The following is a 12,013-nucleotide window of genomic DNA, read 5'->3' on the forward strand; positions in this document are numbered from 1 at the left end:
CGCATCACATCCTGAACAGGCCGAACTTCGTCGGCTCGATCGGCGCATTCGACGCCGCCGAAAGGCCAAGGCCGAGCACGAGGCGAGTGTCGGCCGGGTCGATCACGCCGTCGTCCCACAGCCGCGCGGTCGCGTAATAGGGATGCCCCTGGCTCTCATATTGGTCGCGGATCGGCTTGCGGAATTTGTCCTCCGCCTCCTTCGACCAGCTATCGCCCTTGGCCTCGATATTGTCGCGGCGGACCTGACTCAGCACCATCGAGGCCTGCTCGCCGCCCATCACCGAGATGCGTGCGTTCGGCCACATCCACAGAAAGCGCGGTGAATAAGCACGGCCGCACATGCCGTAATTGCCGGCGCCGTAGGAGCCGCCGATCACCACGGTGAATTTCGGAACCGAGGCGGTCGCGACCGCCGTCACCAGCTTGGCGCCGTCGCGCGCAATGCCGCCGGCCTCGTATTTCTTGCCGACCATGAAGCCGGTGATGTTCTGCAGGAACACCAGCGGAATGCCGCGCTGGCAGCACAGCTCGATGAAATGCGCGCCTTTCAGCGAACTTTCGCTGAAGAGGATGCCGTTGTTGGCGATGATGCCGACCGGGTAGCCCCAGATGTGCGCGAAGCCACACACCAGCGTCGTGCCATAGAGTTTCTTGAACTCGTCGAACTCGGAACCGTCTACTACGCGAGCAATGATATCGCGCACGTCGAACGGCTTTCTGCCATCCACGGGCACCACGCCGTAGATCTCCTCGGCCGCAAACAGCGGATCGCGCGGCGGATGCATGTTGAGGTTTGGCCGCGCAGACGGCTTCAGCGTACCGACGATGCGACGCGCGATGCCGATCGCGTGAGCATCGTTCTGGGCATAGTGGTCGGTCACGCCCGATTGTCGCGAATGCACGTCGGCCCCGCCGAGCTCTTCGGCGCTGACGACCTCGCCGGTCGCAGCCTTCACCAGCGGCGGGCCGCCGAGGAAGATGGTGCCCTGGTTGCGCACGATGATACTCTCGTCCGACATCGCAGGCACGTAGGCGCCGCCGGCGGTGCAGGAGCCCATCACGATGGCGATCTGCGGGATGCCCTGCGAGGACATCTGGGCCTGGTTGTAGAAGATGCGGCCGAAATGGCGCTCGTCCGGAAAGATCTCGTCCTGTAGCGGCAGGAAGGCGCCGCCGGAATCGACCATGTAGACGCAGGGCAGATTGTTCTGCCGCGCGACGTCCTGCGCACGCAGATGCTTCTTCACCGTCATCGGATAGTAGGTGCCGCCCTTGATGGTGGCATCATTGGCGACGATGACGCACTCGCGCCCCGAAATGCGCCCGACGCCGGTGACGACGCTCGCCGAATGTACGTCGCCGCCATAGAGGCCATGGGCCGCGAGCGGCGACAGTTCCAGGAACGAGGTGCCGGGATCGACCAGGAGATCGACGCGCTCGCGCGCCAGCATCTTGCCGCGCGAGGTGTGGCGGTTGCGCGAGGCCTCGCCGCCGCCGCCGGCGACCTGGGCGAGCTTCTCGCGCAAATCCGCGACGAGCGCCCGCATGGATTCGGAATTGCGCGCGAAATCCTGGGAGGATGGATCGATGCTGGAATGGAGCGGCATTGAGGTCCCGCGTTTCTGGTGACGAGGTTGCGTGGAGAATTTAAGCGGTTTCCGACATCAGCTCGCGGCCGATCAGCATGCGCCGCACCTCGGACGTACCCGCCCCGATCTCGTACAGCTTGGCGTCGCGCCAGAGCCGGCCGACCGGAAACTCGCTGGTGTAGCCGACGCCGCCGAGTGCCTGGATCGCCTCGCCGGCCATCCAGGTCGCCTTCTCCGCGGAATACAGGATCGCAGCCGCCGCGTCCTTGCGCAGCGTGCGCGCGTGATTGGCGCGATCGCAGGCCTTGCCCACGGCATAGACATAGGCGCGCGTGGCCTGCCAGGTCGAATACATGTCGGCGAGCTTGCCCTGCATCAGCTGGAAATCGCCGATCGGCTGGCCGAACTGCTTGCGCTCGTGCATGTAGGGCACCACCGCATCCATGCAGGCCGCCATGATGCCGAGCGGGCCGCCAGACAGCACCGCGCGCTCATAGTCGAGACCGGACATCAGCACCTTGACGCCCTCGCCGACATTGCCGAGCACGTTCTCTGCCGGTACCTCGCACTCGTCGAAGAACAGCGGATAAGTGTTGGAGCCGCGCATGCCCAGCTTGTCGAGATGCTGGCCATGCGTAAAACCCTTGAAGCCTTTCTCGATCAGGAAGGCGGTCATGCCGCGCGGGCCGGCCTCGGGATCGGTCTTGGCGTAGACCACCAGCACGTCGGCATCGCCGCCATTGGTGATCCACATCTTCGAGCCGTTGAGCACGTAGCGGTCGCCGCGCTTGTCGGCGCGCAGCTTCATCGACACCACGTCGGAGCCGGCACCCGGCTCGGACATCGCGAGCGCACCGACATATTCGCCGGAGATCAGCTTCGGCAGATAGCGCTGTCGCTGCGCATCATTGCCGTTGCGGCGGATCTGGTTGACGCAGAGGTTGGAATGGGCGCCGTAGGACAGCCCGACCGCGGCCGAGCCACGCGAAATCTCCTCCATGGCGACGACATGGGCGAGGTAGCCCATGTTGGACCCGCCATATTGCTCCGGCGCGGTCATGCCGAGCAGGCCGAGATCGCCGAAGCGCTTCCAGAGATCGGCCGGGAACAGGTTTGCCTTTTCGACCTCGGCGGCGCGCGGGGCGACCTCCGCTTCCACGAAGGCGCGCACGGTATCGCGCAGCATGCCGATGTCTTCGCCCAGATCGAAGTCGATGCTCGGGATGTTCACGGCGATTCCTCCAATGGTCTTATCGGCCCCGAACCTACCCCCGCCCGGGCGCCGTGGCGGTCGAAAAGGTTGCATTTTCCGCCAAGTTTGGCGAGGATTTTCCAAGGGATTTTCGATGACCTTTCAGGCCGCAACCGCCACGCCCCGCCGTGCCATGACCCCTGTCGCCTTCGTCCGCGGCGTGGTCGCGGCCTATCGCCGTTACGGGCGGGATCCGGCCGAGGCGCTAGCCAGGGGACAGGTCCAGCCCGACGTGGAGGGATCGACCGATGGGCGGGTCACGGCGGCCCAGTTCGAAGCGCTGGCGGGCCACGCCATGCGCGAGCTCGACGACGAGGCGCTCGGCTGGTTTTCGCGCAGGCTGCCGTGGGGCACCTACGGCATGCTGTGCCGCGCCTCGATCACCGCACCCAATCTCGAAGTGGCGCTCAAGCGCTGGTGCCGGCATCACCGCCTGCTGACCGAGGACGTGCTGTTCGAGCTCGCGGTCAGCGGCGAGACCGCGACCGTCTCCCTTCGCGAGCAGCGCGATCTCGGACCCTTACGCGAATTCTGCCTCGTCACCCTGCTCCGCTATGTCCTCGGATTCTCCTGTTGGGCGGTGGATTCCGCGATCGCGCTCAGCGCCGCGGAATTCCCGTATCCAGAGCCCGGCCACGTCTCGGTCTATCCGACCATCTTCTGCAAGCATGTCCGCTTCGATGCGGACGGTGCCCGCATCGTCTTCGACAAGCATTACCTCTCGCTGCCGCTGACCCGCAGCGCCGCCGACCTCGACAACATGCTCAAGGGCGCGCTGCGGCTGACCGTGCTGCCCTATCGCCGCGACCGGCTGCTGGTCGAGCGCGTCAGGCGCGTGCTGCGCGAGGCGCGCGGGCGTATCCTGGGCGCGGAGGATGTCGCCAGCGAGCTCGCGCTCTCCACCCGCACCATGCACCGCCGCCTGCGCGAGGAAGCCACCTCGCTGCGCGAACTCAAGGAAGAGGCAAAACTCGAGCTCGCCAAGCAGGAGCTGATGCGCGGCCGCACCCCGATCAAGCGGATCGCGGAGATCGCCGGCTTCCGAAACGAAAAGAGCTTTTCGCGGGCCTTCCGCACCTGGACCGGCGCCAGCCCGCGCGAGTTTCGTGGCCGCTATCGCTGAAGGGCGAAGCCGCCGTCATCTCGCGTGACCCTATCCTGCCGCCGCAGCCGCGAGCTCCTGCACCGGCAGCGGTACGTCCTTGGCGACGCCGAGCACGGGAAAGCTGCGGACGTTCTTGACGTTGGGCATGGCGGCGAAATGCAGAAGCTGCTGGCGCATGCTCTCGACGCTCGGCGCCACGCATTTGAGGAGATAGTCGGTGTCGCCGGATATCCGCCAGCACTGCTGGATCCGCGGGATCGCGGCTATCGAGCCCTCGAACGCCTCGAGCACCGGCTGGGCCTGGCTGCCGAGCTGGATCGAGACGAACGACACCACCTCATAGCCGAGCAGCCGTTCGTCGATGACGGCACGGACCGCACGGATCACGCCGCGGCCGAACAGCGATTTGAGCCGCCGCAGGCAGTTCGGCGCGGATACGCCGACGCGCAGCGCCAGCTCGTTGTTGCGAACGCGCCCGTCCTGCTGCAGCTCGGAGAGTATCTTCAGATCGATGCCGTCGAGCTGGTCACGCCCGGCCATCCCCCACCTCGTCATGGTCCCGTCATGCGGGCCAGCGAAGCACGCGGTGGAAGAGGTGCCAAGGCTTCTCGCGATCAGGCGGCCGAAGGGCCCTCAGTGCGTCCAGGGCTCGCCGCGGCGGAAGGAGAAATTGTCGGCGTAGGCGACCTGGCGGTGCAGGGATTCCTGGGGCTCGATCACCTGGTAGGCGATGCCCTTGCGCTCGCAATAGGCGACCGCCTCGTCCCTGGTGTGGAAGCGCAGCGTGATCTGCTGCTTCATGTCGCCGGACGAGGTCCAGCCCATCAGCGGCTCGACCGCGCGCGGCTGCTCCGGCTCGTAGTCGAGCTGCCATTCCTTGGTCTTGGACCGGCCGGATTGCATCGCGTTCTTGGCGGGCTTGAAAATGCGTGCGGTCATTGGCGGTCCGGCCTCTTGGTCTTTCGTTCGATTTTCATGCGTCACGGTAGCGATTGGTGCAAACCGCGGGCATAGTATAGAGACACCCTTCGGGAACTGATCGGTGATTCCGGCCCTCCCGGGTCCTTCACCGATGGGTATAGTCATTATGCTGCACTGTGACAATTGCGTCCCCGCCTTCCGCCCGGAAATCCCGCCCGGCGGCCAATTCTTGCCAACATCTGCCTCGCCAACATCCGCCTCGCCGACTTCAGCGTACCCGCCCCATTCGAGAGCTTCCGTCGCATGGCCTTCCTGAACATCAACGCCACGCTCCCCGAAAAGGGCCGCGACCTCAGGCTCGACCTGTTTCGCGGCATCGCCAACTGGGCGATCTTCCTCGACCACATCCCCGACAACGTCGTGAACTGGATCACGACGCGGAATTACGGCTTTTCGGACGCAGCCGACCTGTTCGTCTTCATCTCCGGCTACACCGCCTCCTTCGTCTATGCGCGGATGATGCTGGAGCGCGGCTTCGTGGTCGGCGCGACGCGCCTGACCAAGCGGGTGTGGCAGCTCTACGTCGCCCACATCATCCTGTTCGTGATCTACATCGCCTCGATCAGCTATCTGGCGCTGCGCTTCGGCGATTCCGAGATGATCAACGAGTTCAACGTCGCAGGCCTCGTCGACAATGCCACCGAGACGTTGCGCCAGGGCCTGTTCCTGCGCTTCAAACCGCTCAATCTCGACGTGCTGCCGCTCTACATCGTGCTGATGGGCCTGTTTCCGCCGGTGCTGTGGTTCATGCTGCGAAAGCCCGATCTGACGATGGCAGTCTCCATCATCCTGTGGCTGACCGCGCGCCACTTCGGCCTGAACCTCAACGCCTATCCGGCCGGCCAGTGGTACTTCAACCCCTATTGCTGGCAGGTGCTGTTCGTGTTCGGCGCCTGGTGTGCGATGGGCGGCGCACGCCGCTCGATGACGCTGATCAACTCGCCGATCACGCTCTGGTTCTGCATTGCCTATCTGCTGTTCGCGCTGGTCATGACCATGGCCGGCCGCTTCCCCACCTTCGGCGGCATGTTTCCGGAATGGCTGTTCTCGGCGTTCAACCCGAACGACAAGACCAATCTGGCGCCCTACCGCTTCATCCACTTCGTCGTGATCGTGATCATGGTGATCCGCTTCGTGCCGAAGGAGTGGCCGGGCCTGGAGTGGAAGATCTTCGACCCTGTGATCGTGTGCGGCCAGCAATCGCTCGCCGTGTTCTGCGTCGGCGTGTTCCTGTCCTTCGTCGGCCATTTCGAGTTGTCGATGAGCTCGGGCTCGCTGTTCGCCCAGCTGTTCGTCTCCATCGCGGGCATCGCCATCATGACGACGGTCGCCTACTACATCTCCTGGTCGAAGCGACAGGACAAGCCGCTGAAGCCGCCGCCGGCGAAGCCCGCAGCTCCTCCGGCCGCCACCAAGGCTGCCGAGAAGGCCGCCTGAGACGCGTGGCGGCGTCCGTTCAGGCCGCCGCCTCGCCGTCATACTCGGTGAACTTCTTGTAGATCCAGTCACGACCGTCGTGACGGCGCCAGACCTTGCCGTAGACGAGCTGCCCGTTGATTGAACGGCGCGGCACGATGATGGTCCAGAGGTGCCAGATCTCGGTCCAGTTCGACCGTTGGCGGAGAGTTTTCGAAGTGAGATCGAAAGCCATGACGGACAACTCGCGCGAAACGAAATGCCGCGACGAATGTGATCTCGTGTGAGCCGCTGATCGGATGTCGTCGCGTGCCGGGACCGGTTTGATAGCAGCCGGCGAAACGGCCGCAACGAGAGCTCGTGCTTAACCTAACCGATCAACCTTACCTGGCGACAGACAGCAGCCTTGCCGGTTGAATCGCCTGTCTATTTTTTCTAAGATACCTGCACAATTTGAGAATACGCGCGTCGTTTGCGAAGTGCCTGCCCTCGATTTCGAGCTCAGACTGAATTTTGAAAAGCTGATTGCGCAGGTTGATCATCATGAATTTGCAGTGTGCATATTTGCAGCTGGCGATGTTTTCGCCGACACCCGGGGCCAGACCAGCTCATGAGAAGCCACCTCAAGACGCGCCGCCCCTTGAGGGGTCGCCGAACGCCGCCAACGACAACTATCAGGTCTGGCCGCTGATCCCGTTTCCGGCGGGCTGGCACGCATCGAGCTGAGCTGCAAGAAGCGCAACGCCGCGCAAGCGGAATATCATCGCTTGGCGGCGTCCGTTAGGCATTGGGCGCTGAAATCCCCAACACCGATATGTCTATGGCGACGCCCAAAGGTTCGATGAAGTCCAGGTGATTCCGCGCCGGTTCAGACGCCGCTGGCCGCGGCCGACGCGGCGTTGGTGCTCAGCGCGCCCTGCGCGTTGTAGGTCTGTCCCGCCTGGCTGTTGCCCTGGCTGGCCTGGGAGCTGGCGGCCGATGTCTCCACCTCGGTGGTTCCGTCTGAATAGGTGATCGTCGTCGTCGTGATCCCGTTGATGGTGGTCGAGACCTCGCTGACGATGGTCTTGGACGAGCTGCCGCCGCCCGATCCCGAACTGCCGCTCGCCGATTGCGACGACGATGTCGCTGACGAGGTGGTCGACGTGGACGAGGTCGACGACGTGGACGAATTTGTCGAGGACGATTTCGCGGCGCTCGACGGGGTCGCCGTCATCGCGGCGGTGGATGACGCAATCGCACTGATCGACATGAGAACCTCGCCTGAAGGGACCTCGAGGGCACGGCGTCGTTTGCGCCCTGTTCATCCCTTCAACGCCGGGACTGCGCGAATCAGGCGCTTCGCACGCATTAAAAACCTCGGCCCCATCGGTCTCGTCGTCCCGGCGAGCAACCAATCGCCCCGCGCCGAGTTGCAGGTTTTTCCCATCTGTTCACCGGGCCGGCGAGCAGTTCGCTGTCGGCTCCCGCTTGCCCGTGATGGACAGTCACCCCGTCTCACGTCCGTGTGAGTTGGAGCGCGGCCGGTGAATTTTCGTGAACCTACAGAGACCAACGAACAGGCCGCCGGCCAAGGGGATGTTGTGAGTCAAATCGATACGACCGAGAAACTGTCCGAGGTAGTGGCGCCCCGGACATCGCTGTTTGCACTGTTCTGGCTGGGGGTCGCGGCAATCGCGATGATGGGGTGGATTTGCGCGCTGGGCTGGCTCGCCTGGCATCTGGTCGACTGGCTGTTATCCTGACGGCGGAACTGGCCGGCCGCGCCCGAACCGATCAGCAGGGCGATTCAGTTCACGTCGATCGTCGCGGCATGGGAAGCACGTGATCGAGGTCGGCCACCGTGCGCATCACCGAATTATGCGGCTATCGACGGTGCATGCACGATTGCACGTACTCCTTGATGGCGGGATCTCCCGCGCTCTTGGTGAGCCCCATCGATCGGGCCTCGTCTTTGCACCTTTCCAGCCTGGCCTCGAATCCCGGATGGTTCGCGGCCGCACACTGGCGGCGAAGCGGACCCGGAGACATTTGCGCGCAGTTTTGCGCGTGAACGCTCGAGCTGCCGAGCACCAGTGAGACGGCAATCAGCTTTCGGAGGATGCCTGAATGAATGGTCTGCGCCATGTCATTTCTCCTCGCTCGGCCCCTATGAAGGAAATGCTCCAACAACCGCACAGCGCGCGCAAGCGAGAACATCCCAAGGCTCGCGACTTCAGCCGCAAGATGTCCGCGGGACCGGGCCCCCTCCAACTCAAATTTTCCGGGAGGCTGGACGACTCTCTTCTGGTGTAAGCCGTTGAAAATGCTGGTCGGGGCAGCTGGATTCGAACCAACGACCTGCAGTACCCAAAACTGCCGCGCTACCAGGCTGCGCTATACCCCGAATGTCCGGCGAGCCCCGTCGATACACGCTTCCAGAAGGCCCAGCAAGCGTCCCGCCACCGGCCAGAGCGACCAGGCGACATCCTCAGAGCCTATTTGCTGCCGAACAGGGGATGACCGACCCGATCGCCGGGGCGGATGCCGTATTTCTGCGCTGTTCCCGCCACCACCTCCAGCACCGCGCGGGCGGGCCCTTTTGACGAGATGATCCTGGTCGAGAGCGGCTCGGTGTTTTCCGCGATGCGCAGGATGCGGCCGTCGGCGCGAATGAAGATCATGTCGAGCGAGACATAGGTGTTCTTCATCCACATCGATACTTCCTGCTCGGGATTGAAGTCGAACAGCATGCCTTTGCCGTCCGCCAATTCCTTGCGGTACATCAGCCCGGTCTGCTTCTCCTCCTCCGTGGTCGCCATCTCCACCGAGAACACCTGGACGCCGTTCCTGGTGACGATCTCGAGCGGCTGGAAGCTGGCGGCGCGGACGGGCGCGCCTGAAACGGCGAACCCGACAATGACGAGAGCGGCGGCAAGCCAGCACCCGGCAACGGACCAGGCGGTCTTTCGATCAAAGCTCATGGCGGGAAACTCGGCAGGACACTGGGCAGGAAACTCGAAAGGGCAATGACTGGCCCAACGGTGTGGAATTGCGACATCCTTACGCGGCCACCGTCCCAAAAGCCAGAAGCGCGCCAGCCGGGGCCGCGCGCTTCTGCTCACGAATGCGGGAATTTGAAGCCGCTAATGCGACTGGAGGCCCGGCGATCCAGTCTCGGGATGAATCTCGGCCGCCATCATGCCCTTGGAGCCCGGCCCGAAGCGGACCAGCACGTACTGGCCCGGCCGCAGCTCGGTCATGCCGAAGCGACGCAGGGTCTCCATGTGAACGAAGATGTCGGGGGTGCCCTCCCCGCAAGTCAGGAAGCCGAAGCCGCGCAGACGATTGAACCATTTGACCTGGGCCCGCTCGAGGCCGCTGGTCGCGGTCACCGTGACGTGGGTGCGCGGCGGCAGCATCTGCGCGGGATGGATCGCGGTCGACTCGTCCATCGAGACCACGCGGAAGGCCTGGTAGCCCTTGGCGCGCTGGATGCACTCGACGACGATGCGGGCGCCCTCGTAGGCGGTCTGGAAGCCGTCGCGCCTAAGCACGGTAACGTGCAGGAGCACGTCGGCCCAGCCATTGTCGGGAACGATGAAACCGTAGCCCTTTGAGGCGTCGAACCATTTGATGACGCCATGAACCTCGACGAGGTTGGCGCTGCCCTCACCTAACCCGGTGAAGGGACTGAGTGCGCTGTCGCGACCGGCGCCGTGCTCGGCTGACGCCGGAACTCCCAGCTTCTTGGACTCAAATCCGTCCGACGACCCCATAACCCCGGACCCCACACATTTCATGCAACCCGCCACATTGGCGGCGCTCGAATCACGCGTCTTAAGAGAATCTTCTCACTTCGACGCGACGCGAATCTTTCGACTCAAAAGATAACACTCCCGGTTGCGAGGCATAGACAAAAAAGAGATTCGCCGGAACCTATGAACAGCTTGCACAGCCGCGAATCAAAATAACGCCTCAATTGCCGACGAACGGCCCGAGCGTTTCGCCGATGTCGTGGTGGATGACGAGGTCGGCGATGTCGTCCTGTTCGGTCGGCTCGCGATTGATGATCACCAAACGTGCACCGGCGTTCTTCGCCATCATCGGAAAGCCCGCCGCCGGCCACACCACCAGCGAGGAACCGATGGCGATGAAGAGATCGCAGGCCTGCGACAGCTCGGTCGCACGTTGCATTTCGTCCTCGGGCATCGCCTGACCGAATGAGATCGTTGCGGTTTTCACCGGCTCGTCGCATACGGTGCAGTTGGGCGCGGCGCCGTCGGCGTCGAAACGGCGCTTCACCCAGTCGAGCTGATAGGCCTGCCCACATCCGATGCAGCGCGCGTAAGTGGTATTGCCGTGAAGTTCAATCACGCGATCGGCGGCGAAGCCCGAGGCCTGGTGCAGATTGTCGATGTTCTGGGTGATGACCGCGGGGATCTTGCCGGCACGATGAAGCGAGGCGAGCGCGCGATGGCCGCGTCCGGGCCTGGCTGCAGCGAACACCTCCTCCATCGCAAAACGCCGCCGCCAGGATTCGTCGCGCGCCGACTGGCTCGCGACGAACTCGTCGAACTGGATCGGGCGGTTGCGAGTCCAAATTCCGCCCGGCGAGCGGAAGTCGGGAATGCCGCATTCGGTCGAGATGCCGGCGCCGGTGAACGGCACGATAATTTTCGCGCGCGCGATCATGTCGCCGAGCCGTTCGACACCGCTCTGAAGGTCTACTGCAATCACGCGCCGCCTCCCGATTCAATCTCGCGCTAGCTGCATCATGTCCAAGCGACAAGATTGTTGACGCTCTTATCCACCGCCGCGCAAGTCGTCGACGACATCAGCGCGGCAATTTTTTCCGACCATCGCTTATCACAATCCTGCAATGCCGCCTCCCCATTGACGCCCCAATCAGAAGCGCCAATGCATGTGTTGACGCGACTCAACGTGATTGCGGCGGCAGTGCTTGAGTTCAGAAGTGCACACATACTCAAGTGGAGTGGGGATTTGACATGACCGAAGACGAACAACGCAAGATCCGCGAACGCGAAGAGATCGCCGCCCGTGTCGCCGCCTTCCGTGCCACGCAGGAAAAATTCAAGCGCGAGCGCGAAGAGTATTTTGTCTCGACGCTCGAGAACGCCCGCAAGGTTGAACGGCCCTCACTGTGGCCTTGAGAGATCGCGCAGCAATGTGCGCAAACGAAAAAAGCCCGGAGCATCGCTCCGGGCTTTTCGATTCCTCAACCGTTACCAGTGACGGTAGTAACGGTGATGTCGATAATACGGCCTGCCGTAATAGGCATACGGGCCGGGACCGTAATAAGCAGGTCCGCCATAATAGGCGTAGCCCGGGCCGTAATAGCCATAGCCGTACGGATGGGACGCCGCGACCGCGCCAGCGGTGATCGCGCCAGCGGCCAGACCGAACGCCAGACCCGGGCCGATGCCGCGCGCCTGCGCAGGCGCCGGTGCCGCAACCGCGGTCACGCCGACGGCGGCGACGGTCGCAAGAACAGCGAGTGTCTTCTTCATGATCTCCTCCTTCGCATCTCGGCATGACAACGCCGATCGGGCGCGATGGTTCGCGTCTGTCGGAACCGAGCGGCGCAGAAAAAATCTCGCCGCGCAGGGAACAATGTCCGCAAGCGCGGATTGAACCTGCAAGTGCGGGAGCCTTCGCCATCCGGGTT

General features: G+C 63.6%; 15 protein-coding genes and 1 tRNA gene. 5 read left to right on the top strand and 11 right to left on the bottom strand.

What is annotated here, in order from left to right:
• Positions 1 to 4 precede the first annotated feature (4 nt).
• Both XH90_RS19605 and XH90_RS19610 read right to left on the bottom strand, forming a co-directional pair.
• Positions 5 to 1,609 carry a carboxyl transferase domain-containing protein gene (locus XH90_RS19605; protein WP_194475994.1) on the bottom strand — a complete coding sequence of 535 codons (1,605 nt, stop codon included), beginning with the start codon at positions 1,607 to 1,609 and terminating at the stop codon, positions 5 to 7.
• A gap of 40 nt (positions 1,610 to 1,649) precedes the next feature.
• Positions 1,650 to 2,822, bottom strand: a complete 1,173-nt coding sequence (locus tag XH90_RS19610) for an isovaleryl-CoA dehydrogenase (RefSeq protein WP_194475995.1) — start codon at positions 2,820 to 2,822, stop codon at positions 1,650 to 1,652.
• A gap of 115 nt (positions 2,823 to 2,937) precedes the next feature.
• Between XH90_RS19610 and XH90_RS19615 the strand changes: the two genes are divergently transcribed.
• Positions 2,938 to 3,966: an AraC family transcriptional regulator gene (locus XH90_RS19615; protein ID WP_194475996.1), complete on the top strand. Its 1,029-nt coding sequence runs from the start codon at positions 2,938 to 2,940 to the stop codon at positions 3,964 to 3,966.
• Positions 3,967 to 3,996: 30 nt separating this feature from the next.
• Here XH90_RS19615 and XH90_RS19620 read toward each other — a convergent pair whose 3' ends face one another.
• Positions 3,997 to 4,488 carry an Lrp/AsnC family transcriptional regulator gene (locus XH90_RS19620; RefSeq protein WP_194475997.1) on the bottom strand — a complete coding sequence of 164 codons (492 nt, stop codon included), beginning with the start codon at positions 4,486 to 4,488 and terminating at the stop codon, positions 3,997 to 3,999.
• A gap of 93 nt (positions 4,489 to 4,581) precedes the next feature.
• Complete coding sequence (locus tag XH90_RS19625) at positions 4,582 to 4,887, bottom strand: ETC complex I subunit (RefSeq protein ID WP_194475998.1); 306 nt, start codon at positions 4,885 to 4,887, stop codon at positions 4,582 to 4,584.
• Between the two features lie 285 nt (positions 4,888 to 5,172).
• On the opposite strand from XH90_RS19625, the gene XH90_RS19630 reads away from it, so the two are divergent.
• Positions 5,173 to 6,366 carry an OpgC domain-containing protein gene (locus XH90_RS19630; protein ID WP_194475999.1) on the top strand — a complete coding sequence of 398 codons (1,194 nt, stop codon included), beginning with the start codon at positions 5,173 to 5,175 and terminating at the stop codon, positions 6,364 to 6,366.
• A gap of 19 nt (positions 6,367 to 6,385) precedes the next feature.
• Here the strand turns inward: XH90_RS19630 and XH90_RS19635 are convergent, their stop codons facing one another.
• Together XH90_RS19635 and XH90_RS19640 are read right to left on the bottom strand one after the other, a co-directional pair.
• On the bottom strand, positions 6,386 to 6,580 hold the full coding sequence (locus tag XH90_RS19635) for a hypothetical protein (RefSeq protein WP_194476000.1): 195 nt from the start codon (positions 6,578 to 6,580) through the stop codon (positions 6,386 to 6,388).
• Between the two features lie 633 nt (positions 6,581 to 7,213).
• Complete coding sequence (locus XH90_RS19640; RefSeq protein ID WP_194476001.1) at positions 7,214 to 7,597, bottom strand: hypothetical protein; 384 nt, start codon at positions 7,595 to 7,597, stop codon at positions 7,214 to 7,216.
• 274 nt (positions 7,598 to 7,871) lie between these two features.
• Between XH90_RS19640 and XH90_RS19645 the strand changes: the two genes are divergently transcribed.
• Positions 7,872 to 8,090 (top strand): RNA-binding protein, encoded by a 219-nt coding sequence (locus tag XH90_RS19645; protein WP_194476002.1) that lies wholly within the window; start codon positions 7,872 to 7,874, stop codon positions 8,088 to 8,090.
• Positions 8,091 to 8,211: 121 nt separating this feature from the next.
• Here XH90_RS19645 and XH90_RS19650 read toward each other — a convergent pair whose 3' ends face one another.
• The 5 genes from XH90_RS19650 to XH90_RS19670 all read right to left on the bottom strand — a co-directional run bounded on the left by XH90_RS19650 (position 8,212) and on the right by XH90_RS19670 (position 11,064).
• Entirely contained in the window at positions 8,212 to 8,472 is a 261-nt protein-coding gene (locus XH90_RS19650; RefSeq protein ID WP_194476003.1) for a hypothetical protein, read from the bottom strand.
• A gap of 182 nt (positions 8,473 to 8,654) precedes the next feature.
• A tRNA-Pro gene (locus tag XH90_RS19655) sits at positions 8,655 to 8,731 on the bottom strand.
• A 91-nt stretch (positions 8,732 to 8,822) separates the two neighbouring features.
• Positions 8,823 to 9,308 carry a DUF192 domain-containing protein gene (locus tag XH90_RS19660; RefSeq protein ID WP_194476004.1) on the bottom strand — a complete coding sequence of 162 codons (486 nt, stop codon included), beginning with the start codon at positions 9,306 to 9,308 and terminating at the stop codon, positions 8,823 to 8,825.
• Positions 9,309 to 9,470: 162 nt separating this feature from the next.
• Positions 9,471 to 10,103, bottom strand: coding sequence for a cold-shock protein (locus XH90_RS19665; protein ID WP_194476005.1), 633 nt, complete (start codon positions 10,101 to 10,103; stop codon positions 9,471 to 9,473).
• Between the two features lie 199 nt (positions 10,104 to 10,302).
• Positions 10,303 to 11,064 carry an NAD-dependent protein deacetylase gene (locus XH90_RS19670; RefSeq protein WP_194476006.1) on the bottom strand — a complete coding sequence of 254 codons (762 nt, stop codon included), beginning with the start codon at positions 11,062 to 11,064 and terminating at the stop codon, positions 10,303 to 10,305.
• Positions 11,065 to 11,333: 269 nt separating this feature from the next.
• Between XH90_RS19670 and XH90_RS19675 the strand changes: the two genes are divergently transcribed.
• On the top strand, positions 11,334 to 11,498 hold the full coding sequence (locus tag XH90_RS19675) for a hypothetical protein (RefSeq protein WP_164933808.1): 165 nt from the start codon (positions 11,334 to 11,336) through the stop codon (positions 11,496 to 11,498).
• A 201-nt stretch (positions 11,499 to 11,699) separates the two neighbouring features.
• Complete coding sequence (locus XH90_RS39855) at positions 11,700 to 11,882, top strand: hypothetical protein (protein WP_371748252.1); 183 nt, start codon at positions 11,700 to 11,702, stop codon at positions 11,880 to 11,882.
• The last annotated feature ends 131 nt before the right edge of the window (positions 11,883 to 12,013 follow it).

This window comes from Bradyrhizobium sp. CCBAU 53338 (assembly GCF_015291665.1).
GTDB lineage: Bacteria > Pseudomonadota > Alphaproteobacteria > Rhizobiales > Xanthobacteraceae > Bradyrhizobium.

Excerpts from the sequence above, each read along its gene's own strand:
- XH90_RS19605 (WP_194475994.1), bottom strand. The coding sequence starts at position 1,609 with ATGCCGCTCCATTCCAGCATCGATCCATCCTCCCAGGATTTCGCGCGC.
- XH90_RS19615 (WP_194475996.1), top strand. The coding sequence starts at position 2,938 with ATGACCTTTCAGGCCGCAACCGCCACGCCCCGCCGTGCCATGACCCCT.
- XH90_RS19620 (WP_194475997.1), bottom strand. The coding sequence starts at position 4,488 with ATGGCCGGGCGTGACCAGCTCGACGGCATCGATCTGAAGATACTCTCC.
- XH90_RS19625 (WP_194475998.1), bottom strand. The coding sequence starts at position 4,887 with ATGACCGCACGCATTTTCAAGCCCGCCAAGAACGCGATGCAATCCGGC.
- XH90_RS19630 (WP_194475999.1), top strand. The coding sequence starts at position 5,173 with ATGGCCTTCCTGAACATCAACGCCACGCTCCCCGAAAAGGGCCGCGAC.
- XH90_RS19635 (WP_194476000.1), bottom strand. The coding sequence starts at position 6,580 with ATGGCTTTCGATCTCACTTCGAAAACTCTCCGCCAACGGTCGAACTGG.
- XH90_RS19640 (WP_194476001.1), bottom strand. The coding sequence starts at position 7,597 with ATGTCGATCAGTGCGATTGCGTCATCCACCGCCGCGATGACGGCGACC.
- XH90_RS19650 (WP_194476003.1), bottom strand. The coding sequence starts at position 8,472 with ATGGCGCAGACCATTCATTCAGGCATCCTCCGAAAGCTGATTGCCGTC.
- XH90_RS19660 (WP_194476004.1), bottom strand. The coding sequence starts at position 9,308 with ATGAGCTTTGATCGAAAGACCGCCTGGTCCGTTGCCGGGTGCTGGCTT.
- XH90_RS19665 (WP_194476005.1), bottom strand. The coding sequence starts at position 10,103 with ATGGGGTCGTCGGACGGATTTGAGTCCAAGAAGCTGGGAGTTCCGGCG.
- XH90_RS19675 (WP_164933808.1), top strand. The coding sequence starts at position 11,334 with ATGACCGAAGACGAACAACGCAAGATCCGCGAACGCGAAGAGATCGCC.
- XH90_RS39855 (WP_371748252.1), top strand. The coding sequence starts at position 11,700 with ATGGGACGCCGCGACCGCGCCAGCGGTGATCGCGCCAGCGGCCAGACC.